The sequence below is a fragment of the Sulfurimonas sp. HSL-1656 genome (genome assembly GCF_039645585.1).
In the GTDB taxonomy this organism is placed as follows: Bacteria; Campylobacterota; Campylobacteria; order Campylobacterales; family Sulfurimonadaceae; genus Thiomicrolovo; species Thiomicrolovo subterrani.
Map to the genome: position 1 here is coordinate 2,096,110 of NZ_CP147915.1, position 22,433 is coordinate 2,118,542.

General features: G+C 59.4%; 20 protein-coding genes. 5 read left to right on the plus strand and 15 right to left on the minus strand.

Features of this window, described 5'->3' with window-relative positions; all coding sequences use genetic code 11:
• Positions 1-14 precede the first annotated feature (14 nt).
• Positions 15-1,364 carry an FAD/NAD(P)-binding oxidoreductase gene (locus WCX49_RS10870; protein ID WP_345985111.1) on the plus strand — a complete coding sequence of 450 codons (1,350 nt, stop codon included), beginning with the start codon at positions 15-17 and terminating at the stop codon, positions 1,362-1,364.
• A 230-nt stretch (positions 1,365-1,594) separates the two neighbouring features.
• Positions 1,595-4,456 (plus strand): YCF48-related protein, encoded by a 2,862-nt coding sequence (locus WCX49_RS10875; RefSeq protein WP_345985112.1) that lies wholly within the window; start codon positions 1,595-1,597, stop codon positions 4,454-4,456.
• 12 nt (positions 4,457-4,468) lie between these two features.
• On the opposite strand, the gene WCX49_RS10880 is transcribed toward WCX49_RS10875, so the two are convergent.
• From WCX49_RS10880 to surE, 5 genes are read right to left on the minus strand one after another with little or no spacing between them, the layout of a single operon-like run.
• Entirely contained in the window at positions 4,469-4,897 is a 429-nt protein-coding gene (locus WCX49_RS10880; RefSeq protein WP_345985113.1) for an AEC family transporter, read from the minus strand.
• On the minus strand, positions 4,879-5,415 hold the full coding sequence (locus tag WCX49_RS10885) for an AEC family transporter (protein ID WP_345985114.1): 537 nt from the start codon (positions 5,413-5,415) through the stop codon (positions 4,879-4,881). Before WCX49_RS10885 ends, WCX49_RS10880 begins: the two co-directional genes overlap by 19 nt.
• Before the next feature lie 17 nt (positions 5,416-5,432).
• A complete protein-coding gene (locus WCX49_RS10890; protein ID WP_345985115.1) occupies positions 5,433-6,722 on the minus strand; it encodes a thioredoxin-like domain-containing protein in 1,290 nt (429 codons plus the stop codon).
• The gene (locus tag WCX49_RS10895) at positions 6,719-7,360 is read right to left on the minus strand and encodes a ThiF family adenylyltransferase (RefSeq protein WP_345985116.1); all 642 of its coding nucleotides are present in this window, start codon (positions 7,358-7,360) and stop codon (positions 6,719-6,721) included. The genes WCX49_RS10890 and WCX49_RS10895 overlap by 4 nt, the downstream gene beginning before the upstream one ends.
• A gap of 2 nt (positions 7,361-7,362) precedes the next feature.
• Positions 7,363-8,136: a 5'/3'-nucleotidase SurE gene (surE, locus tag WCX49_RS10900; RefSeq protein WP_345985117.1), complete on the minus strand. Its 774-nt coding sequence runs from the start codon at positions 8,134-8,136 to the stop codon at positions 7,363-7,365.
• Positions 8,137-8,209: 73 nt separating this feature from the next.
• Here surE and WCX49_RS10905 point away from each other — a divergent pair, with 73 nt between their 5' ends.
• A complete protein-coding gene (locus WCX49_RS10905; protein ID WP_345985118.1) occupies positions 8,210-8,590 on the plus strand; it encodes a hypothetical protein in 381 nt (126 codons plus the stop codon).
• On the opposite strand, the gene WCX49_RS10910 is transcribed toward WCX49_RS10905, so the two are convergent.
• Genes WCX49_RS10910 through WCX49_RS10925 form a run of 4 tightly spaced genes read right to left on the minus strand, consistent with a single transcriptional unit; the run spans position 8,585 to position 12,956 of the window.
• A complete protein-coding gene (locus WCX49_RS10910) occupies positions 8,585-9,865 on the minus strand; it encodes an ArsS family sensor histidine kinase (RefSeq protein ID WP_345985119.1) in 1,281 nt (426 codons plus the stop codon). The two genes, WCX49_RS10905 and WCX49_RS10910, sit on opposite strands and share 6 nt — an antisense overlap.
• Entirely contained in the window at positions 9,862-10,530 is a 669-nt protein-coding gene (locus tag WCX49_RS10915) for a response regulator transcription factor (protein ID WP_345985120.1), read from the minus strand. Before WCX49_RS10915 ends, WCX49_RS10910 begins: the two co-directional genes overlap by 4 nt.
• A gap of 43 nt (positions 10,531-10,573) precedes the next feature.
• Positions 10,574-12,736, minus strand: a complete 2,163-nt coding sequence (gene feoB / locus WCX49_RS10920) for a ferrous iron transport protein B (RefSeq protein WP_345985121.1) — start codon at positions 12,734-12,736, stop codon at positions 10,574-10,576.
• Positions 12,726-12,956 (minus strand): FeoA family protein, encoded by a 231-nt coding sequence (locus WCX49_RS10925; protein WP_345985122.1) that lies wholly within the window; start codon positions 12,954-12,956, stop codon positions 12,726-12,728. The genes feoB and WCX49_RS10925 overlap by 11 nt, the downstream gene beginning before the upstream one ends.
• Before the next feature lie 143 nt (positions 12,957-13,099).
• On the opposite strand from WCX49_RS10925, the gene WCX49_RS10930 reads away from it, so the two are divergent.
• Positions 13,100-13,654: a CDP-alcohol phosphatidyltransferase family protein gene (locus WCX49_RS10930; protein WP_345985123.1), complete on the plus strand. Its 555-nt coding sequence runs from the start codon at positions 13,100-13,102 to the stop codon at positions 13,652-13,654.
• Here WCX49_RS10930 and WCX49_RS10935 read toward each other — a convergent pair.
• The 5 genes from WCX49_RS10935 to bamD form a co-directional block, all read right to left on the minus strand.
• Positions 13,623-13,847 carry a hypothetical protein gene (locus tag WCX49_RS10935; RefSeq protein ID WP_345985124.1) on the minus strand — a complete coding sequence of 75 codons (225 nt, stop codon included), beginning with the start codon at positions 13,845-13,847 and terminating at the stop codon, positions 13,623-13,625. The two genes, WCX49_RS10930 and WCX49_RS10935, sit on opposite strands and share 32 nt — an antisense overlap.
• The gene (locus WCX49_RS10940; protein ID WP_345985125.1) at positions 13,844-14,824 is read right to left on the minus strand and encodes a HAMP domain-containing sensor histidine kinase; all 981 of its coding nucleotides are present in this window, start codon (positions 14,822-14,824) and stop codon (positions 13,844-13,846) included. The genes WCX49_RS10935 and WCX49_RS10940 overlap by 4 nt, the downstream gene beginning before the upstream one ends.
• Positions 14,821-16,182, minus strand: a complete 1,362-nt coding sequence (gene rmuC, locus WCX49_RS10945) for a DNA recombination protein RmuC (RefSeq protein WP_345985126.1) — start codon at positions 16,180-16,182, stop codon at positions 14,821-14,823. The genes WCX49_RS10940 and rmuC overlap by 4 nt, the downstream gene beginning before the upstream one ends.
• Before the next feature lie 109 nt (positions 16,183-16,291).
• A complete protein-coding gene (gene lon, locus WCX49_RS10950; protein WP_345985127.1) occupies positions 16,292-18,715 on the minus strand; it encodes an endopeptidase La in 2,424 nt (807 codons plus the stop codon).
• Complete coding sequence (bamD, locus tag WCX49_RS10955; protein ID WP_345985128.1) at positions 18,715-19,467, minus strand: outer membrane protein assembly factor BamD; 753 nt, start codon at positions 19,465-19,467, stop codon at positions 18,715-18,717. Before bamD ends, lon begins: the two co-directional genes overlap by 1 nt.
• A gap of 246 nt (positions 19,468-19,713) precedes the next feature.
• Between bamD and WCX49_RS10960 the strand changes: the two genes are divergently transcribed.
• Complete coding sequence (locus WCX49_RS10960) at positions 19,714-21,219, plus strand: DEAD/DEAH box helicase (protein ID WP_345985129.1); 1,506 nt, start codon at positions 19,714-19,716, stop codon at positions 21,217-21,219.
• Here the strand turns inward: WCX49_RS10960 and WCX49_RS10965 are convergent.
• Positions 21,216-22,430, minus strand: a complete 1,215-nt coding sequence (locus WCX49_RS10965; RefSeq protein WP_345985130.1) for a type II secretion system F family protein — start codon at positions 22,428-22,430, stop codon at positions 21,216-21,218. The two genes, WCX49_RS10960 and WCX49_RS10965, sit on opposite strands and share 4 nt — an antisense overlap.
• Positions 22,431-22,433 lie beyond the last annotated feature (3 nt).

Below are 22,433 nucleotides of genomic sequence, written 5' to 3' on the forward strand. Positions count from 1 at the left end.
CCGGAGCCATCATCATGAAATTTTCCCGCAGAGATATCCTGAAATTCGGCGGAGCCCTCGCCGCCGCCGTTGCAGCCGCCGGAGTCGCCGAAGCCGCCGATACCGTCCCGAAAAACCGGCCAACCGACAGCCCGGCCACGCTGCCGAAGCCCAAAGGTCCCCGTGTCGTCGTCGTCGGCGGCGGCTGGTCCGGGCTCAGCCTGGCCAAGTACACCAAGCTCTTCGCCCCCACGGCCGACGTCGTCCTCGTCGAACAGCGCGACGTCTTCATCTCCTGCCCCGTCAGCAACATGTGGCTGGTGGACAAGGTCGACCTGGAGTTCATCACCCATGATTATTACCAGGCGGCCCAGCAGCACGGCTACACCTATTTCCATGCCGCCGCGACGGGCGTGGACAAAGCCCGCAACACCCTGCACACCACCATGGGCGACATTACCTACGACTACCTCGTGCTCGCCCCCGGCATCGACTACGACTACTCCTTCTGGACCAATGACCCGCAATTGGAGAACCGCCTGCGCCAGGAGTACCCGGCCGCTTTCCGTCCCGGTTCGGAGCATATGACCCTCAAGCGCAAGATCCACGCCTTCGAGGGAGGGACTTTCCTCATGACCGTCCCCGGCGGCAACTACCGCTGCCTGCCCGCGCCCTACGAACGCGCCTGCCTCATTGCGGATTACTTCAAACACAACGGGATCAAGGGCAAAGTCCTTCTGCTCGACGAGAACAACGACATCACGATCAAGGCCCACGGTTTCCACACGGCGTTCGAAGAGCTCTACAAGGAGTACATCGTCTACGAACCCAACGCCGTCATCGAGGAGATCGACCTTGACAAAAAAGTCGTCAAAACGGAGTTCGACACCTTCGCGTTCGACGACGCCTCCTTCTACCCCCATGTGCGGGGTGGGAAGCTCCTGGAGGTGTGCGGGGTCGCCAAAGACACCGTCTACAACCGGCTCGAGGGGGACATCGACCCGATGACCTACGAGGTCCGCGGCCATTCCAACATCTACGTCACCGGCGACGCCCGGCCCACCGGCTTCTCAAAGTCGGGGAACACGTCGCTCAGCGAGGGGCAGAATGTCGCGAAGATGCTCGCCGCGAAGATCAACAAACAGGCCCCCCTGAAGTGGATGTCGCCGGTGACGCTCTGCATCTCCGCCGTCTCCGCCTTTCCCGAACACGGGATCTTCATCCACTCCGAATACGCCTATAACGCGAAGCAAAAACAGTTCGAGTTCGCCACCCCTGTTACCGATGAGCACTGGAAAGGCGAAGAGGGGCTGGAGAATGCCCGTAACATCTACGGCTGGGCAGAGGCCTGCTACATCGATATGTTCGGGGCCGCCAAGAGCTGATGCCCGACCAGTGAGGTACGCCCTCGGCATCACCGAGGTGCAAAGCCTCCCCCCGCTTCTTTCCCTTTTCAACCCCTACCGGCACCCGCTTTCCCGCAACCGTCATCTTCATCCGCAGCTGCAAATAACGCCGTATCACAGTAGTTTGAAAAAATTAAAATCGATGAAATTAAAACTCATTTAACGGAAGTTGCAGGACAATAGACATAGAAACCAAACAAGGAAAAACAATGCGATTCAATACTCTTTTCCGCGGGGGATTCGGCCTCCTGTTCGCCGTCGCCGTCATCTTTACCGGCTGCGGCTCCTCTTCGGACGGGCGGGACCGCGACGTTGTCTGGGCCGTCGGCAATGCCGACAGCAACGGTTACGCCGCGCTCTACCGCTCCGACGACGGCGGAACGCACTGGTACCGTCCCGATGCCAACGCCACGATGCTCGAAGGGTTCGATGCACAGAACCTCCACGTCACCGCTGTAGACGACGTCTGGGTCGTCGGGACGGTTCAAACCCTGGTGCATACCGATGACGGCGGGCAGACCTGGGCAAAATACGCGACCTTTCCCGATGAAAACAGCTCGATCGACCTGTACGGCATCTCTGCCCTCTCCCCCGACGAGTTCTGGGTCAGCGGCAGTAACGGCAGCGTCTACCATACAAAAGACGGCGCACGCCACTGGGAAAAGATGGATCCCGCCGCCTTTCATAACGGTCTTGTACAGGGGATCAAGGCGATCGATGCCCTGACGATCTACGCCGTCGGCAAGCCCGCCGACAGCACGGGCGGCTTTGTCTCCCGTTCGCTGGACGGAGGTGAGAACTGGGAAGCGATCACCCTGCCGGACAACTACAATGCCAACGAGTGGATCGGGGTCAAGGCGACCGATAAAGACCACATCGTCGTCTACGGGGGAAGGGGGCACTACAGCGCGACCGCCGACGGCGGCACGACCTGGATCAACGGCCTTATCAACGTCAGCGGTGGGGTCGACGGTGCCGACATCAACGACCTCATCATGCTTGACACTGTACGGTGGTGGAGCGCCATGGACCTTGACAACATCTTCCTGACCACGGACGCCGGAGTGCATTGGAACGAACAGAACAGCAGCGGCGCGAGCAATATGTTCCTGGTGGGAATAGACGCCGCCGATGCCCAGCACGCCGTCATCGCCGGGATGGCCGCGGGCTCTCCGCAGATCGGGAAGCTCCTACTGACCCGCGACGGCGGTACGAGCTGGACGCAGCAGCTCCTGACGGAGATGCCGATGCAAAAAGTGATGTTCGCCCCCGCTGAAGATGTCAATGCGACCGAAGAGGAGGGAGGCTCGATGTTCGCCTCCATCATCCGGACATCGGTCGAAGGATTCGTCGGCGGGGCGACGGGGGACATCGGCGGGGTGGTCATGGGGTTGATTCTCGAGAAGATCGGCTGGGGCAGCCAGGGGGATGACGAAGCGAACAAACTCCTTCAAAGCATGAACGCCAAACTCGACGATATCCTCAATGATCTCCAGGCGATCAAGGAGAGCCTCGACTCCCTCAAGGTACAGCTCAACCTCGATATGGAGATCATCAACAAAAACATCCTCGACCCCACCGATGCCATCACCGATATCGGCACGACGCACGACGAATTCGACGCGACTTTCGGCGGCGTGAAATCGGGCGAAGGGAATCAGACGGAGATCCATGCGTTTATCGACAATCACATCGTCAATGATTTTCACATCGAGAACGATGTGAATACCATCCACGACGCCATCGTCCCTCCCGATATCGCCAAAACACCGGCGCTGACCAACTTCACCAATTTCGTCAACGACAGCTATACCCAGGGCTACGGCACGCTGACCGATGCCTATAAGGCTATGGAGCTCTACACCTCCCAGCTTATCGTCAACCAGCTCAAGGGGGTGAACCTCGTTGTCGAAGCCAAACACGTCGAAGAGGGGAACGCGTCCGTGACACAGTACATGGGGAGCTACCAGACGAAGTTGCACGAGATGCTCGGCGATCCCGGCAACGGCGAAAGCTTCATCTACAATGCCTACCGCCTGGCCCTGATGCATGCCAACCCGCTGCCCTACCAGTCCGGCGACGACTACTTCACGGACGAAGCGGCCGCCCTGCTCAAACGCGCCGAATTCTACCGACTGCTGGCCTCCGGCAGCAAAACGTTCGGACCGCGCATCCTCGTGTTCCAGACGCAGGACACCCCCAGCGACAACAGCTTCTACATTGCCAATCCCGATACCATCTTAAAGAATTCGCAGTTCGGCTGTGTCCAGGCCGACGGATCGGTACCCGGCGCCACCTATGTCTACTGGGACGGCAACAGTATCAAGCCCGAAACCGCATACGACGTCTACGAGTGCGGCATTACCGATCCGATCGAGCCCCGTACCTACGATATCCTCGATCAGAACCCCAACCCCTACATCATTGCCCTGAGCACTGCGAAGACCATTGGACAGATCACCGTACAGCGTTACGATGAAAACTATAGCGTCCAGCCCGACGGGAACTACACCTACGGCCATACGACCTTTTTCCGCCGCAGCGCCCTGAACCACTTCGCACAAGATTCGGAATACTGGAGCGCGCACACCGATGGCATGTACCTCTCGGATACCTACGGCAGTGCACCGTGGGGCACCGGGATCCTCGGACAGGCCGACGGGGAATACGAATACACCGGCCACTATGAAATCGACGGCAGTTTCCGTTACGACGGGACGCAGGAGCGCACGCTCTATGTCGACTACGACGCGACGTACCATATGGTCACGAACAGCTACTACACCGGCGCCGGTTCAAGCGAAGCCCACGCCTATGTCCATTTCGGCGTCTGGGATGCGACGGCGGGCCAGGCGGCCACCGTCTTCCACAGCCATCACCAGGATACCGTCGGCGACACGAAAGACACCCTTCAGCACCCCACAGGTGTCGCACACTTCACCGCAAAACCGGGACACAGCTACTACGTCTATTTCAGTATGCATGTAAGCGGCATCAGCGGCATGCCGGACGACGGCACCCACTCGCGGGTCTATCTCGAAGAGATCAACTACATCTATCTGCACTTCTGACGGTGCAGGTGCCTATCCCAGCAGACGCATCATGACCGTTACCGTCGCCATGCTGCCCAGCAGGGTGGCGAACACCAGCTGTGAGGCGAGCCGAACGTCGCAGCCGTAGCGCTTGGCGAAGGCGACGCTCAACATCGCCGAGGGCATGGCGGACTCAATCACCAGCACCTGGAGCTGCCACGCTTCAAGCGCCATATAATGGGCCGGCAAAGCAATGAGGAGGGGGGAAACGACCAGCTTCAGGAGCAGCACGGCCGCAGCGATACCGGCGATCTCCCTGAGGCGGTCGAAACCGAGCGTGACCCCGACGAGCAAAGTGACCAGCAGGGTATTGGCTTTCGCGACGATCTGCACCGCGTCGAAGAGCGGTGCGACCACCATGCCCGTCACGGGCAGCCCGGCAACGCTCCAGGCACTCCCCGCTACAATGGCGATGAACATCGGCGAGCGGAAGAAGGCCGCTGCCCCCGCCCCGCCGGATCCCGGTTCTTTTTTGCTGCCGTAGTGCTGGCGATCATCGCCCCCAGCGTAAACAGCGGCAATCCCACGCCCAGCTCCGAGACCAGCGACGCTTCGGCCATTGCGGCCGCATTTTTCCCAAAGACCTCGGCCACCAGGGCGTATCCCAGCAGCGCGGAGCTCCCGAAGACGGACGCCAGGATAAAGCTGCCCATTTTCGGGGCGGAGAGTCCCATCACTCTGCCCGCACCCCACGCCAGCACGAAAAGGAGCAGTTCCCCCGCCAGCATCAGGCCCGTGACAAGCAGGTATTTCCACTCCAGCGCGGCATGCGAAAGCGCATAGAAGATCAGGGCCGGCAGGGTCAGCTGCGTGATAAGAGAAGCGAACAGCGTGCCGTTATCTGAGGTGAACATGCCCGAACGGCGCAAGTAAGTTACGAGCAGAATGATAGCGGTGAGCACCAGCATCGAGCTCAACGTATGCAGATAAATATCCATACTCTCCTCCCCGTCTTTCAGGCGATATAAGTCTCGAAAGACATGGACGACAGATCATACCTGATAACGCGGTGCGCCCCGCTCTCGGCGATATAGAGGCTGCACCCCTGCTTGCACACGCCTGCGGGTTCCTGCAGACCCTCCATCAGTGTCATCATCCGTCCGCTTTGAGGGTCGTAGACCTTGAGCTTGCCGTTATAGGTATCGGCGACAAAAAGCCGCCCGCCGCCGCAGCCGTCCCCGATCCGTCCGCAGGCGATGCCCTGGGGGTGCTGCAGCAGGATCGGGTCGCTGTCCGAATCCCCCCAAGTGAACAGTCCCTCACCGACGACAGTATGCACGTGTCCGTTCTCTATATAGCGCAGCGCGGAGCTCTCCGCGTCGACAAACCAGAGGGTCCCGTCGTCGCAGCGTGCCATCCCCATCGGCTGGGCCAGCTGCGCCCCCTCCCCCGCCCCGTCGCGCAGCGCTTCGAAGCGGTTGCCGTAAGTCTGCAGCGGACGCAGCGAGGCCTTGTCATAGACGGTCACGGTGTGCGCCCCCGCCTCGGCGATCGTGATCGTCTCCTCCTCCACTATGAGTGCCGAGGGGGAACGAAGCTGTTCGAACAGGACCGTCCGCTCTTCCGTACGTAGATCGATGCAGCAGACGCTGCCGGCGGCGCGGTCGGCGACATAGAGCATCCCTTCCCAGAGGGCCAGGGCTGCAGGGGTCCGGAAGGGGGTAAAACGGCGGACAAGCTGCCCGGCCGCGTTGTATTCGCGGACATCCCCGCCCCCGCTGTTGGCTATGAACGTTTGTTCATCAGAGCGAACGACAGCCTCGGGAAAACGCAGCGGACCCGGCAGGGCCGCACTTTCGGCCGTTCCCTCCCGCGGGAGCAGGTCCAGCTTTTGCAGCGCCAGGTCGATGGCGACGCCCTGTGCCTCGCCCCGGAATGTCGCCGCGATATAGCCGTTCCCGTCGATCAGCACCATCGTCGGCCAGGCCTTGACCGCGTATTGGTCGACCAGCCTCCCCTCCGGGTCGTTGAGGACGGGGTAGCTGATCCGCAGCCGCGCAACGGCGGCACGGACGGCATCGGCCTCTTTCTCATGGGCGAATTTGCCGCTGTGCACCCCGACGACCTGGAGGCTGTCGCCGTAGCGGGACTGCAGACGTTCCAGCATGGGGAGGTTGTTCATGCAGTTGATGCAGCCGAAGGTGAAAAAGTCGAGCAGTACGGCCCGCGGGCGCAGCGCTCGTAAACTCAGCGGCCCTCCGGTGACCCAGTCGCCGCTGAGAAGCTCGGGGGCGCGGACTGTCATTTCGACCCTATGAGCCGCCGTACCGCCAGCGAGCACATGGTCAGGCCGAAAGCGGCGGTCACGCCCATGAAGCTCCCCTTGACCTTCACCCGCGGCGGTTCGCTGCTGAAAATGACCGGGTATTTCTTACTGAAACGGCGTTTTTTAAGCTCGTAGCGCAGTTTGGAGGCAAAGCGGTCGCCGTGTGCCGTCCAGATGGTCCCCACTTCGATCTTGCTGGGGTCCAGCCGCTTGGCGGACCCCGTCGCACTGATGAGTTTCGCGTAGCACTTCTGTGCCAGGGCCAGTTTCGCCTTCGTGTCGTCGATAGCGTCGAGGACCAGGTCGTAGGGTTCGAAATCGAAGGCTTCCACCCATGCCTCGTCAATACGCGTTTCGATCACGGTGATCTGCGGATAGTGCGTCTTCAGCGCTTTGACCTTCGACTCCCCGACATGGTGTTCGCTCCAGAGCTGGCGGTTCTGGTTGCTTTCGTCGTAGGTGTCGAAATCGACGATGGTGATGTCGTTCACGCCGGAGCGGATCAGGCAGTCGAGGCAGAAACTCCCGACACCGCCGACGCCCAGCAGCAGCACTCTGGCCCCCTGCAGCTTTTCGAAATCCTCCCCCAGCAGCATGCGGGAACGTTCATAGCGCATCCTTACGCCCCCAGCCAGTCGTCGAGCGTGCGTATGGAAGCGTACGCACTCAGGTCCAGCATGATCGGCGAGACGGAGATGTGCCCCTGCATCACCGCTTCGAAGTCGCAGAGCTCCTCGCGCCCCTCCCGCGCTTTGTACTCCAGGGGGTGCAGCCCCAGCCAGTAGTACTCTTTGCCCCGGGGATTGCGGTGCAGGTGGGCGTCGTTGGCGTAGAAGCGGTGCCCCGCGTAGGTCACTTTCGTCGCAGCAGAAGTGACGTCGGCGGGGATGTTGACGTTGAGGAACTGGCGCGGCGGGAGGGGAAACTCGGAGGCAAATATCTTTTCGACCAGCGTGGAGACCGTCTGCTTCGCCAGGGCAAAATCCGGCAGGGGCTTTTCAAAATCCATCACCTGCGAAACGGCGATGGCCGGCACGCCGTGCAAGACCGCCTCCATCGCCCCGGCCGCCGTCCCGGAGTAGGTGATGTCTTCGCCCATGTTCGAGCCCTTGTTGATGCCGCTGACGACGAGGTCCGGTTTGCGCCCCTCGAACATCGAGTGCAGGGCCAGGTAGATACAGTCGCTCGGCGTCCCGTCGTCAAGCTTGTAAAAATCGTCACCGACACTGATGAAGCTGAGCGGGTGCGACAGGGTCAGGGAGTGGCCGCAGGCCGATTTTTCGCTCGAAGGCGCGACCACCGTCACCTGCCCGTGGGGCTGCAGCGCCTCCACCAGTGCCAGCAGCCCTTCCGATTCGTACCCGTCGTCGTTGGTGACAAGAATTTGCTTCACGTTGTATTTCCTTACTCTTTGTGATATTATGGTTTGCTATAAATCAATGGTAATCAATACCGGAGTTCGTTCCATGATTCATACACATCCCCCGCATGAGGGTCTAGACGACCCGAAACCATTTTCACAGCAACAAGTTGACCTTGCCAAGGTCTTCCCGTTACCCGAGGGGTATGAGCGTCTGTTTCTCGGACTCTATTTTATCATTATCCCCTACGTCACCGGCCTGATCTTTCTGTTTATCTTTATCGCCAAGGGCAGTTTCAACAATTTCCTTGCACTCGATATCGCGATGTTCGCCGCCGTCTGGGCGATCGGGTATGAGATCTGTGCTTCCGTCGCCCTGACCATCATCTTTTACATGATGATCAAGTACAACCGGACCCATAAAAGCGTTGTACGGAAGAAAAGACGAAAGGTCAAGCCTCTCCACGAGGTGCACAACCTCTCATAAGGCGGTGATGTAGAAGCGGTTGACCCCGTCACTGTACGCATACGCCAGCTGCAGGCCGTGGGCATGCAGGATCGCGTCGACCAGGTAAAGCCCCAGCCCGAAGCTGTTGCGCGCCGGGTGCTCTTTGGTAAAGGGCTCCACGTAATAGCGCAGCGGGTGGCGCAGTTTCTCCCCCCGGTTCTCAAAAACGAGTTCCTTGCCCTCCATCCTTATGGCCACCCTTTTATCAGGCGAATACTTCACCCCGTTATCGATCATGTTCTTGATGACCGTCGCCATCATCGTGAAATCACACTCTATCCGCTCGCTGCTGTCGATATCGACAGTGATCATCTCCGGTTCCAGCATCGACTGGTCGATCGCCTCATCGATCAGATCGACCAGCCGGTAGGTCCCGATGTTCTTGTTGCCGAACCCGGAAGAGGCCTCCTCGATCATCGCGAACTCGTTGATAAGCTGCTCCAGGCGCAGGAAGATATTGTTGAAACGCGATTTCTGTTTAGGGTCGGCCAGCAGTTCCGCGCTGATGCGCCCCTTGGCAATGGGCGTTTTGAGTTCATGCATAACGTTGCGAAGGAATAGGGTCCGCGATTCGATCAGGGTGTTGATGTTCTTGCGCGCCTGTTCGAGTTCGTTGGCAAGAATGGCGATCTCGTTGTTGCCCTTCATCCGGAAGACGACATTCCGGTCCCCCTCGGCATAGCGGATCACCCGCTTCGTCAGCAGGCGCAGCGGACGGATCCGGCGCCAGATAATGAAAACCGCCCAGACGATGACGAAGACGATCGTCAGGTATGCACTGAGCAGATGGGTCGGAAAGTAGGGGCGGAGCTGTTCATCCAGCAGCAGGAACCTTCCCTGGGGGGTCTCGAGGAAAAAATAGATCTTCCCCTGCGACTCCAGCATCGTCGCGCGGAGATCGCTGACCCGGTCAAGGGCGTGCATCTCCTCGTTGGAGAAATGCATGGTACGCACCACTTCCTGGAAGCCGACGCGTTTGAGGACATCGGCCTTGTCGAAAACGGCGCGGACCGCTTTGTCCCCCTGGATGTTCGACAGTCCGTAGACGGCGAGGTTCGCCTCCAGGATCGCCTCGGAGGTGTGCTTCATCATATGCTCGCGGTAGATCTGCGTGATAACGGTGTACTTGTTGAAAATGTTGTCGATATACTGGGCGCGGTTGTTCTTGTAGAACTCCCAGAAGACAAAGGTGACGCTCGTAAGCGTCACCGCGAAAGCGAAAAGGATGGTCAGTAAGACGGCATTGCGCCTCATTTGATCAGCTTGTAGCCGATGCCCCGCACCGATTCGATCAGGGATTTGTCTCCGAGCTTGTTGCGGATCCGGCCGACCATGACATCGATGCTCTTGTTCGAGGAGTCTTCATTGATGGCGTTGACGTTGAGGATGATATCCTCCCGGGAGACGACCATCCCCTCTTTTTTGATCATGAAGGCGAGGATACCGTACTCCGCATTGGTGAGGTCAAGCGCCCGCCCCTTGTAGCTGATCTGCATCGCCCCTTCATCGAGTTTGAAGTCGCTGTGGTGCTCCTCGGCCTGTCTCGCCTCCGTTTTGGCGGCGTAGCGGCGCAGAACCGAGCTGATACGGGCTTCGAGTTCGCGGGGGTCATAGGGTTTGGGGAGGTAGTCATCCGCACCCAGTTCCAGGGCGTTGACCTTGTCGGTGACGTCCGAACGGGCCGACGAGATGATGATGGGAATGTCCTGGCGCTCGCGGATCGCTTCGCAGACCTCAAGCCCGTCCATCCCCGGCAGCGTCAGGTCAAGGATCACCAGATCGTAGGGCTTGAGCTTGAGAATGCTCAGCGCTTTGAAGGGGTCGTCTTCCGTTTCGATCTCGTACCCGAACTGTTCAAGGTACTCTGTCAGGATCTCCGCCAGCTCCAGATCGTCTTCAATCATCAGTATCTTTTTCATGCGAGCATTCTATCCCAGCAGCGTTAACTTTTAGCTAACGGTGCTAGTGCGGCAGGAGGGCCGGAGCGCCCGTCAGCATGAGGGTGAGACGGTAGGCAAGGAAGGCCAGCGTATAGGCTGTCGCCGTCGTAAAAAGAAACAGGTAGATAAAGTATTTGATTCCGCCCGCTTCGCGGGTAAAGACGACCGACGCGGCCAGACACGGGAGGTAGAGCATGATGACGACGATAAATGCGACGGCCGACGCAAAGGGGATATGTGTGCGGATGGCGCTGATGAGGGTTTTGTCCGTCTCCGTCACCCCCTCGCCGACGGCGTAGAGGACACCCAGGGTCGAAACGACCACCTCTTTGGCCGCCAGTCCCGTCTGCAGGGCGATGGCCATTTTCCAGTCCAGCCCGATCGGCGTAAAGAGCGGTTCGATCGTCTTCCCGATGCGCCCAAGGTAGCTCTGTTCGAGCTGGGCGGCATCCTTCTCGACGATCAGGTGCGACGCCGCGTGCTCGTCTGCGGCCTGTTCGATCTTCGCGCTGTAAACCGCTTCGATCTCCCGCGAGTGGGGATAGCTGCTCAGGAACCAGACAAGCATCGACGCACCGGCAATGAAGGTCCCCGCCTTTTTGAGGTACATCAATGTTTTGGTCAGCACCGTGTGCCAGATCAGTTTGACCGACGGCAGGCGGTATTTGGGCATCTCCATGACGAAGGGTTCGTCCTGCCCACGGAACGCCGTCATCTTGAGGATCTTCGCCGCAATCAGCCCGATCAGCGCCCCGGCGATGTAGATGGCAAAAAGAACGTTGCCCGCCACGCTCGGCGCGAAAAAGGCCCCGGTAAAGAGGACGTAGACCGGCAGACGTGCGCCGCAGCTCATGAAGCCGATGATAAAGAGCGTCAGCAGACGGTCGCTGTCATTTTTGAGGATCCGCGCCGACATGTAGGCGGGAATGGAGCAGCCGAATCCGGTGACGAGCGGAATGAACGACTGGCCGTGCAGGCCGAACTTATGGAAGATGCCGTCGAGCAGGAAAGCGACCCGCGACATATACCCCGTCGCTTCGAGCAGGGCGATCCCGATAAAAAGAATAATGATGTTCGGGGTGAAGAGGACGACGGCCCCGACCCCGGCGATGACCCCGTCGACGACGAGGGAGCGGATATCCGCGTTGGGGATCGTCGCGCCTACCGTTTCGCCGAACCAGCCGAAGAAGGCATCGATCCACTCCATCGGGATGTTCCCGATCTCGAAGGTGAGCTGGAAAAGCCCCCACATCAAAAAGAGGAAAATAGGGATCCCCAGCACCGGGTGGATGAGCAGATCGTCCACCCGCTCGGTGAGGCTCTTCTTTTCGACGGGCTGTTCGGTGTAGCGCACCGTTTCGGTGATGACCCCCCGGATGAACGCCGCGTACTCTTCGGCAAAGACCTCTTTGACGTCGTCGGTATCGTGGTGCATCTCGATATGCTTGTCCGCCTCGATCAGCAGCGGCTGCAGCTCCGTCCAGAGGGGCAGGTCGTGCAGGGTGCGGTAGGTCTTTTTCTCGTTCTGAAGCAGGTTGATCGCGATGTTGCGGTTGGAGATCGCCGCGCTGAACCGGTGCTCGTCCAGGTAGGAGGCGATCAGGCCGATCTCCTCCTCAACCGCCTCGGAGAAGATCAGCTTCGGCTCCTGGTAGGGGGCCTCGTGCACGGCGATCACGGACTCGATCAGTGTTTCGATCCCCGACTTGGCTGCCGCGGAGACCCGTACGGCCGTCAACCCCAGCAGTTGCGAGAGGTACTCGTAGTCGATCCGGATCCCTTCGCGGTCCGCCTCGTCGCTCATATTGAGCGCGAGCACCATCTTCTTGTTCATCGTCATCAGTTCGGCGGTGAGCTGGAGGTTCTTCTCCAGGTTTGTCGAATCGACGACGTTGATCATCAGATCGTACGCTTCGTTGCAGAGAAAATCGTGGGTGACGCGCTCCTCGATGGAGTAGTCGGTGAAAGCGTAGGTGCCCGGAAGGTCTACGATGGTGAAATGGAAATCCTTATAGTCGAAGAAGACCTCGGATTTCTCGACGGTGACACCGCTGAAGTTGCCCACGTGCAGACGGGCGTCGCTGATGGCGTTGATGAGCATGCTTTTACCGACGTTGGGCTGGCCGACGAGGGCGATGCGGATATGCTTTTCGGTGACGGGGCAGACAGGCGTGTTACTGGGCATCGGCATTGACCTCGATCAGTTCGGCTTCCTCTTTGCGCAGGGCGAGGCGCATCCGGCCCACCTTGATCTCCACGGTACTTTTGGCCGGGGCAAAGCCCATCAGCTCGACCCGTGCCCCTTTCATCACGCCGAAGGAGACAAGACGCTGTTTCAAAGGCCCCTGGGCATGCAGCTTGACGATCGTGGCGCTGCACCCTTTCATACACTCTGTCAATTTCACTGTTACCCGAGTCCCGTCCTGATTGGTTTCTAAATGATAATAAAAATCAAATTAATTTAGACTAAATTAGCGGTGCTAATCCTTTGGCCGTATTATACCTGCCCCGCCGCCGATTTTTCCGCTTCGTTTGCTATAATGGCGCCATGAAATTTCTTTACCGTGCCGACAACCATTTCAACCTGGCCAACCTCTTTACGATGGTCAATATCGCCAGCGGGCTCCTCGCTGTCTATTTCATCAGCCAGAACAACTTCTTCACCGCGATCATCTTCGCCTGGATCGGCGGGGCCTTCGACATTTTCGACGGCAAAATCGCCCGGAAGTATGCCCTTTCGAACGAGTTCGGCATCCAGCTCGACTCTTTCGCAGACTTCCTCTCGTTCGTCCTCGTCCCCGTTTTCCTGATCTTCCAGGCCGTTTACTCGGGCCTCGACGGCGCCGCGCTGCTCGTCGCGGGTGCAGTCAGCATCTACTACGTCGTCAGCGGCCTGCGCCGGCTGATCCAGTTCAACATCAACGCCGAAGAGGGGACGGTCGAAAAGTACTTTACCGGCGTCCCCACCCCGCTGGGGGCCATTCTGCTCTGGCTTGCCTATCTTACGGCGGCCTATGACGTGACCAATGCCACCATCGTCATGGGGGCGATGCTGCTGATCGGATGGCTGCTCAACTCGAAGGTGAAGGTTCCCCACCCGTAAGCTCCTGGCGGAACCGGCATTCGCCCACGGTCACCGTTTTGCCCGTTTTCGTCGCTTCCAGCACGTAGGCGAGCAGCCCTTCCGGGTCCGCCCCGTCCATCTCCTCACTTAGAATGCGCAACGCATCCTCCCGCCGGGTCGGGACCCAGCGCGTCTCTTTGATGAAACAGGTCAGCAGTGTCGGCCTCTTCATTCCGTCTCCTCCGCCTGGTGTTTACCGATCTTCAGATAGAAACAGGCGCCTTCGTCGATATTGTCGAAGATCAGTTCGCCGTTGCAGTGCTCTTCGACGATGTTGCGCGCCATGTAGAGTCCGAGTCCGGCCGAACGGTTCTTTGTCGAAAAATAGGGTTCGAAGATCCTGTCGGCAATCCCCGCTTCCACCCCGCCGGCATTGTCGCAGAGGCGGATGACGATAAACTGTCCCGTTTCATAGCATTCGACCTCGACACGCGGCAGCGCGACGCGCCGTTCCACCAGGGCATCCTTCGCGTTCTGCAGCAGACTGATCAGCACCCGAATGATCTCGTTGCGATACAGCGGCAAGGTCTTGGAACACTCCAGGTGCGTTTCGACACTTATGCCAGCGTCAGTAAACTCCAGCGCCAGCAACGCCAGCGCGCTTCTGACGCTCTCACTGAGATCCACCGCCTCGCGCGCGGTATCGATACGGAAAAACTCCTCCCACTCCTCAAGGCTCTCGAGCATCGACGTCGCGATCAGCGCAGCCGACTCCAGCCGCCCCGACGTCGGTCCCTCCTCTTCATGGAGTGACGCGAGCCGCTGCAGCGGTTCGCGCCAGCGGCTGCCGACCAGCCTGACCGTTTCGTCCATGGCCTGGGTGACCGAACGTTGTATCCCCTGACGGTCCATGCGGCGCTGCGCTTCCACGGCCTCCTGCACCCTCGTTTCAACGTTCGCATTGAACTCCCGCAGGGCATTGTCGCGAAGCTGTACCTGTTCGCGGTGCCGCACCAGGAGGGCATACCCCCAGTAACCCGAAATAAAAACGGAAAGCAGGGTCATCAGGGCGATCAGCGCCGCGCCGATGACCATCTCATCCTGCGCCAGCGTCTTCCCGAACACGGCATAGAGGATGGCGCCGGCGAGCAGCGCGAAGAGCACGGGGACGATGGCGGTCATCCACGGGATCAGGCCGTCGCGCTTCATTCCGCCCCCTCGTCGTCACTGCCCGGCAACGCCTTTTTCGGGCTGAGGCCGAGCTTCTTCATCTGGTCAGCACGGCGGATCAGGTTCCCCTTGCCTTTGGCCAGTTTGTTCATCGCGCCTTCCCACTGTGCCTGGGTCTTGCCCAGCTGGTCGCCGATGCGTTCCATATCCTCGACGAAGCCGACGAACTTGTCATACAGCGCCTCCGCCTGCCGTGCGATCTCCGCGGCATTTTGCTGCTGCTGCTCGGTCCGCCAGATATTCTCGATGGTGCGCAGCGTCGCCAGCAGGGTCGAGGGACTGACGATGATGATCCGTGCATCGTACGCCTTTTTGAAGAGGCCGCTGTCGTTTTGCAGCGCCAGGTGGAAAGCGCCCTCGATCGGCATGAAGAGCAGGACGAAGTCCAGTGTACGCATCCCCGGCAGGTTTTCGTACCGTTTCTCGGAAAGGCCCTTGATATGCGCATTGATCGAGAGGAGGTGCTGGCGCAGTGCACGGCTCTTCGCCTCCGGGTCGTCGCTGCTCATAAACTGTTCGTAGGCGACAAGCGAGACCTTGGAGTCGATAATGACGCAGCGCTCCTGCGGCAGGAAAACGACGACGTCCGGGCGCAGCATGTTCCCCTTGTCGTCTTTGTAGGTCCCCTGGGTCTCGTACTCGTGGCCCGGCCGGAGCCCCGAACTCTCCAGCACCCGTTCCAGGACGATCTCGCCCCAGTTCCCCTGGGTCTTCGTCTCCCCCTTGAGGGCGTTGGTCAGGTTGAGTGCATCCTCCGCGATCCGTTCGTTGAGGACCTTCAGGCGCTCGATCTCGCTTTTGAGCAGGTGGCGTTCCTTGCTCTCCTCCACATACTGGTTCTGCGTCTGTTTCGAAAAGGCGTCGATCTGTTCGCGGAAAGGTTTGAGCAGCAGCTGCAGCTGCTGCTGGTTCGCGGCGTCGAAAGTCTTCGCCTTCTGTTCGAAGATCCGGTGTGCCAGCCCTTCGAACTGGGCGCCGAGGGCCTGCTTCGCCTCGTCAAGGAGGCGCAGCTGCTCCGTATGCTGCTTTTGCGCCTCTTCAAAGCGTGTCTGCAGCACCGCGAATTCGCGTTCAAGGCTTTGGTGGTCGCGCCGGGTCTGCTCAAGCTGCCGTTCCCGCGCCTCGACGCTGCCGCGCAGACGCGTCTCCTCCTGCTCCCGCCATGCCAGCGTATCGCTCAGGCGGATGTTTTCCTGGTCACGCTGCTGCAGTGCCGCCTGTTTCGCTTCGGCGACTTCCCGCAGCGCTTCGAGCGCTTCGCCGCGACGGCGGAGCTGTACGAGCAGATATACCACCGCACCCGCCAGCAGCAGGATCAGCAGAAGAGGAACGATCACAAGAGGGGTCAAGGTTTCTACAGACACGGCTTACTTTTGTTCTGGATTTTGATATTGATTATAGTGAGAAAATAATTAGGGAAGCGTAAATAGGGCAGCCCGGGAGGGCTTACTCCGGCAGGAGGGTCAGTTTGATTACCTCTTCGATCCGTTCGACCGGCACTATAGTCACCACCTCTTTGACCTCATCGGGGATCTCGTCGAGGTCGCGGTCATAGTTCTTTTTCGGGATGAGCGCCGTGTGCATGCCCGCCTTGTGCGCGGCGATCAGTTTCTCTTTGAGACCGCCGATGGGCAGGACGTTGCCGCTGAGCGACACCTCGCCCGTCATCGCGATCCCCGCGCGGACCGCCTTGTTGCTCAGGATGGAGGCGATCGCCGTGCTCATCGCGATCCCCGCACTCGGGCCGTCTTTGGGCGTCGCACCGTCAGGGACGTGGATGTGCAGGTCATAGCGCTTGTAGACCTCGCTGGCATCGAGCGCCGTCTGCTCCTCCTGCTCTTTGAACGTCTTCGGGATGATGGCGTGGTCGACTTTGACCTTCCCGTTGTCGATGAGGGTTTTGACGACGCTCATCGCGATGCGCGCCGACTCTTTCATCACCTCGCCGAGGCTGCCGGTGAGCTGCATCTGCCCCTTGCCCTTGATCCGGATCGTCTCGATCTTGAGCACGTCCCCGCCGACGGCGGTCCAGGCCAGACCGTTGACGACGCCGACACGGTTGACGTTGTCCGTCTTCTCGATTTCGAAGACGGTCTTGTCCATGAACTCCTTGAGATTCTTGAGCGATACCGAAACCTTCGTCAGCGACGGATCTTCCAGGATCATCTTCGCCGATTTACGGGCGATATCGGCAATGCGGCGGCGCAGGTTACGTACACCGGCCTCGCGGGTGTAGCTGTGGATCAGCTCTTTCATCGCCGATGCCGACACCGTCACTTCCTGTTTTTTCAGGCCGTGTTTTTTCAGCTCCTGCGGCAGCAGGTAGCGTTTGGCGATCTCGTACTTCTCCTGGGGCGTGTAGCTGCTCACCCCGATAAACTCCATCCGGTCGCGCAGCGGCGCGGGAATCCGGCCGACGTCGTTCGCCGTCGCGATGAAGATCACCTGGCTCAGGTCCAGGTCGAAGTTGACGAAGTAGTCGCGGAAGTGGCTGTTCTGCTCGGGGTCGAGGATCTCGAGCAGGGCCGCCGTCGGGTCGCCGCGGTGGGACATGCCGACCTTGTCGATCTCGTCGAGGACGACGACGGGGTTCATCTTTTTCGCATCGATGATCCCCTGGATGATCCGGCCCGGCATCGCGCCGATATAGGTACGGCGGTGCCCGCGCAGTTCGTTGACGTCTTCAAGCCCGCCCAGGGCGATCCGCACCAGCGGCCGTTTGAGCGCCGTGGCGATGGAGTTGGCCAGAGAGGTTTTTCCCACACCCGGAGGGCCCGCAAAACAGAGGATCGCGCTGCCGCCCTTCTGCGCGCTCTTGCCGCGCAGCTCCATCAGCTCCTTGACGGCAAAGAACTCGGCAATGCGCTTCTTCGGTTTCTCCAGGGAGAAGTGGTCCGCATCGAGCTGGGACTCGACGTTCTCGATCTTGAGGGCTTTTTTGGCGTACTTGCCAAACGGGATCTCCAGCACCCACTCCAGGTACCCCTGGATCATCCCCGCATCGGCGGAGTCGGGGTGCAGCCGCGCATAGCGGTCGAGCTGCTTGGAGATCTCTTTATAGGCGTCCTCGCCCATATGCTCCTTCATCCCTTCGAGCTGTTTGCGGTACTCGGCGATCTCTTCTTCGCGCTGGTTGTCGACGCCCAGCTCCTGCTGGATCTCTTTGAGCTGCTCCTTGAGGAAGTACTCCTTGTTGATCTGCTCCATCTTCGTATTGACTTTGGTGCGGATCTCGCGCTGCAGCTTGCTCGCCTCGATCTCTTCGATCAGGTAGTCAATGAGCAGCAGCAGGCGCCGCTCGGTATCCGCCTCGACGAACATCTCGTAGGCGCGCTGTTTCGGCAGCTTGACCGTGCTGCAGATCAGATCGGCGATGCGGTTGTACTCCTGGGTCTCCTCGATGGTGCGCAGCAGGTCCGGCGGAAAGAAGTTGCTCACCTGCGACAGGGCACGTACCTTTTCGCGCACAACCTCCAGGATCGCGTCCATCTTGATCTCGTTGACCGCCTTGGGGTCGATGGTGTCGACCAGGACGCGCAGCGGATCTTCCGCACGCCCTTCCATCACTTTGCCCCGTGCCAGCCCCTGGAAAAGGACCTTCACCCGGCCGTCGGGCAGGGAGACCTTGCGCATAATGGAACCGATCACCCCGGCGTCATGAATGCTCTCGAAGGTGCGTTCGCCCTCCTGCCCCTCTTTTGTCGGACAGACGATGACCAGGGAGTCGTGTTCGATCGCATGGGTGACGGCCGCGATGTTCTCGTCGTCTTTGAGAAACAGCGGGGAGATCATAAACGGGTAGAGGAACAGCCCGTCTTCAAAGATGACCGGCAGTTCGGTCGGGAAACTTGCATAATGATCCAATTGCATTACTCTTCCTTCATATCGGTTCGGTTTTCATCCGCACTATCGTCATAGCGGTGGCGGGAGACGACGCTCTGGGTGTCGGGAATGATGAAGGCGTACCAGCTTCCGTGGCCGTCGCCTTCGAAAATACTGCGGTACCACGCCGTCTGCGCCGGGTCCACTTCATTCCAGTCGATCCACGGCTGGGGTTTCTTCTCGCGGTAGAAAGTCGCCCCCTTCGGTTTGTCCAGCCGGTCGTACAGTTCGGCGATCGATTCGTTCAGGGCCGCTTCGGCCAGATAGAGCCTTGTGACCATCGTATCGACGACGGGTGCATACGTCGAACGGGGGTAGCGGCGCATAAAGGTCTCGCCCTCCGTGATCGCCTCGTTGATCAGCCCCTGGTCGCGGCGCGGGTTCGGCAGTGCCATGTACTTGGCCTTGACCTTCATATACTCGGCATATTCGCGTTCAGCCGGGGTTGCATAGCGCTTGATGTACTCGGTCAGGAAGTGCTCGGCGAGCAGGTACTCCTCCGCCTGGAGGTGCGAGATCGCCATGATCATCGTCGCCTCGGGCAGCAGCAGCGAACCGATATGTTCGCTCTGCAGCGAGCTGTAGTAGTTGTCCGCTTTGTCCAGGTTGCCGTCGGAAACGGCCGCGACCATCTTCTCATACCAGTACGCGGCCGGCTTGTTATATTCGTCCAGTTCTTTCGTACAGCCGCCCAGCAGGAGCAGCAGCGTAAACAGGGTTGCAATCGTTTTTTTAATCATTCTCTCCCACACGGGTTCCAAAAAGTGAAGCCATTTTAGCGAAAAAAGTTAAAGGGACGCGCCGCGGCGTGCCCACAATCCCGCACACACCGCAAAAGGGAAAAATTTCGCTATAATTGCACTAAAATTTACCGGGCCCGATCAAACTGTCTTTCCTGCTCTTTAAGCCGCTTCAGAAAATGCAACTCTTTTTTGATTCACTTCAGTCGCAACGATGGTTTAGCCGTGTCCGTTTCAAGAGAGAAAATGCAGACACCACCCATCGAAACACTCGACGATACCGCCGTACCGACGGCCTCCTTTGACGACTTCGGTCTTCGCGACGAGATCCTCCAGAGCATCCGCTACGCCGGTTTCAAAGTCCCCAGCCCGATTCAGCAGCAGGCCATCCCCCTCGTCCTCGAGGGGCGCGACGTCGTCGGCCAGGCCCATACCGGGACCGGGAAAACGGCGGCTTTCGGTCTTCCGACCCTGAGCCAGATGAGCCTCGACCGCGGCGTTGAGGCGCTCATTATCGTCCCGACGCGTGAACTCGCCAACCAGGTCAGCGACGAGCTCTTCAAATACGGCAAGAAGCTCGGTATTCACACCGTCACCGTCTACGGCGGCAGCTCCTACAACCGCCAGATCGGCCTGATCGAACGCGGCGCGCAGGTTGTCATCGCGACCCCGGGCCGCCTCAAAGACATCCTCGAACGCAACATGCTCAGCGATTTCGCCCCCTCCACCGTCATTCTTGACGAAGCGGACGAGATGCTCGACATGGGCTTCCTCGACGACATCAACACGATCTTCGACTTCCTGCCGACGGACCGCCAGACCCTGCTCTTTTCGGCCACGATGCCCAAACCGATCAAGGCCCTCGCCGAACGTATCCTCGTCAATCCGGCTTTTGTCTCCATCACCCAGGAGGAGACGACGAACAAGGACATCGCGCAGCAGTATTACGTCATCGAGGAGAATGAGCGCGACGACGCGATCATCCGCCTGCTCGACGCCGAAGAGCTGGAAAAGACCATCGTCTTCTGCCGTACCAAGCGCGAAGTCGACCGTCTTTCCAACGTCCTCTCCTCCGTCGGCTACAACGCCAAGGGGCTTCACGGCGACATGGAACAGCGCCAGCGCGAATCCGTCATCAGGGGTCTCAAAGAGAATGCAATTGACATTCTTGTCGCCACCGACGTTGCGGCGCGCGGTATCCACATCAACGACGTCAGCCACGTCATCAACTACCATATCCCCTTCGATCCGGAGAGCTACGTCCACCGTATCGGCCGGACGGGACGTGCAGGCCAGAAAGGGGTCGCCATTACCCTGGTAACGCCGCTGGAGTTCAAAGAGCTGCAGCGTATCCGCAAGATCGTCGGCACCCAGATGGCCCACTCCTACATCCCGACAAAACAGCAGGTACAGTCCAAACAGATGTCCCGCCTCGTCGACGAGATCGAAAAGCAGAAGATCTACGAAGAGGCGACCGAACTCTTCAACGCGCTGTGCGATGACATGGACCAGACACAGATCGCCTACAAGCTCATCTCGATGCTGATGAAAAACACAAACGTCAAAGGCCCTCAGTCAATCGGTGTCCCGAAGCAGCGCCTGGACAAAATCATGGAAGCGATGGAGCGCAATGATCGCGGCGGCCGGCGCCAGGGCGGCAAACCGCGCCGCAACGGCGGCTACAATAACCGCCGCCGCCAGGACGGCGACCGCAACCGGGGCGACCGCAACCGCGGCGGACGCCGCTCCTAACTGATATTCATCGAGAAGATCGGCAGCAGCATCGCGGTGACGATGAAGCCGATCACCCCGCCCACCAGCAGCATCAGCATCGGTTCCAGCAGCGAAAGGAAAAGCCCGATCTTATCCTTGTTCTCTTCGAAATAGAGCTCGGAGAGGTTCTGCAGGATCGCCGTCACCTCACTCGTCTCCTCCCCCAGCGCGATCGCCTGGGCAAAAGACGGATCAATCTCAAACCCGTCCCGCAGCAGCGCATTGGAAAGCTTTGAGCCTTCAACGACCCGGTCCGAAGCGTCCGAAAATTTCCGCTGCAGCACCTGATTGTGCAGCACGTTCGCCGAGAGGTTGATCGTCTGCGCGAACGGTACCCCCGAACGGATCAGCACCGACGCGATATAGGAGAAACGCCCCAGCTCCGAGGTCTGAACGACCTGCCCGAAAAAGGGAAGTTTGAGCTGCAGCAGATGCACGGCGTAGCGGAAGGCGCGGTTGTACTTCATCGCCGAGGTGAAGAGGCCGATCAGCGCCACCAGCCCCACCGCGAGCCCCAGCCAGTGCGCGGTAAAGAAATCCCCCGTCGCGATGACGAACTGGGTCACCGGCGGCAGCTCCTGGTCGAGCTGATCGAAGATCCCGGTGATCTTCGGCACGACGAAGGTGATCATGAACGCGACCATGAAAATCGAGACGATGATAATGAATGCGGGATAGGCGAATGCGCTTTTGATCTGCTTGGTGATACGATCCTGCTCTTTGAGGAAGATCGCCATCTCCAGCAGGACCTCCTGCAGGATCCCGCTCTCCTCGGAAACGCGGATGGACTGTTTGTAGAACTCCGGGAGTGCCAGAATCTTCTGGCGCTCCAGGGCCTGGTAGAAGCTCTTCCCCTCGTCGAGCATCGTAATGATGCTGCTGAGGAAGTTCGTCATCCTCTTGTTCTTCGCATACTGGTTCCGGGCCAGTTTCAGGGCGTTGACAATGGAGATGCCCGACTTGATATAGATGGAGAGGTCACGGCTGAGGATGGAGAGTTCGCTCGCCCCGGCGGTCTTTTTGCGGGAGAAGCTCAGACGGCCGACGGACGCGCTCTTCTCCACGTCGAGCTTGGTATAGAAAATGCCCTGGGAACGGAGACGCTTTTTCGCCTCCTCCAGGTCAGCGGCTTCAAGAACCCCCTTGGTCTTCTTACCGTCTTGCAGCAGGCCCCGATAGGCAAATACCATGCT

Coding starts and splice junctions, on each gene's coding strand:
- WCX49_RS10870 (WP_345985111.1), top strand. CDS start 15: ATGAAATTTTCCCGCAGAGATATCCTGAAATTCGGCGGAGCCCTCGCC.
- WCX49_RS10875 (WP_345985112.1), top strand. CDS start 1,595: ATGCGATTCAATACTCTTTTCCGCGGGGGATTCGGCCTCCTGTTCGCC.
- WCX49_RS10880 (WP_345985113.1), bottom strand. CDS start 4,897: ATGTTCATCGCCATTGTAGCGGGGAGTGCCTGGAGCGTTGCCGGGCTG.
- WCX49_RS10885 (WP_345985114.1), bottom strand. CDS start 5,415: ATGGATATTTATCTGCATACGTTGAGCTCGATGCTGGTGCTCACCGCT.
- WCX49_RS10890 (WP_345985115.1), bottom strand. CDS start 6,722: ATGACAGTCCGCGCCCCCGAGCTTCTCAGCGGCGACTGGGTCACCGGA.
- WCX49_RS10895 (WP_345985116.1), bottom strand. CDS start 7,360: ATGCGCTATGAACGTTCCCGCATGCTGCTGGGGGAGGATTTCGAAAAG.
- WCX49_RS10905 (WP_345985118.1), top strand. CDS start 8,210: ATGATTCATACACATCCCCCGCATGAGGGTCTAGACGACCCGAAACCA.
- WCX49_RS10910 (WP_345985119.1), bottom strand. CDS start 9,865: ATGAGGCGCAATGCCGTCTTACTGACCATCCTTTTCGCTTTCGCGGTG.
- WCX49_RS10915 (WP_345985120.1), bottom strand. CDS start 10,530: ATGAAAAAGATACTGATGATTGAAGACGATCTGGAGCTGGCGGAGATC.
- feoB (WP_345985121.1), bottom strand. CDS start 12,736: ATGCCCAGTAACACGCCTGTCTGCCCCGTCACCGAAAAGCATATCCGC.
- WCX49_RS10930 (WP_345985123.1), top strand. CDS start 13,100: ATGAAATTTCTTTACCGTGCCGACAACCATTTCAACCTGGCCAACCTC.
- WCX49_RS10935 (WP_345985124.1), bottom strand. CDS start 13,847: ATGAAGAGGCCGACACTGCTGACCTGTTTCATCAAAGAGACGCGCTGG.
- WCX49_RS10940 (WP_345985125.1), bottom strand. CDS start 14,824: ATGAAGCGCGACGGCCTGATCCCGTGGATGACCGCCATCGTCCCCGTG.
- lon (WP_345985127.1), bottom strand. CDS start 18,715: ATGCAATTGGATCATTATGCAAGTTTCCCGACCGAACTGCCGGTCATC.
- bamD (WP_345985128.1), bottom strand. CDS start 19,467: ATGATTAAAAAAACGATTGCAACCCTGTTTACGCTGCTGCTCCTGCTG.
- WCX49_RS10960 (WP_345985129.1), top strand. CDS start 19,714: ATGCAGACACCACCCATCGAAACACTCGACGATACCGCCGTACCGACG.
- WCX49_RS10965 (WP_345985130.1), bottom strand. CDS start 22,430: ATGGTATTTGCCTATCGGGGCCTGCTGCAAGACGGTAAGAAGACCAAG.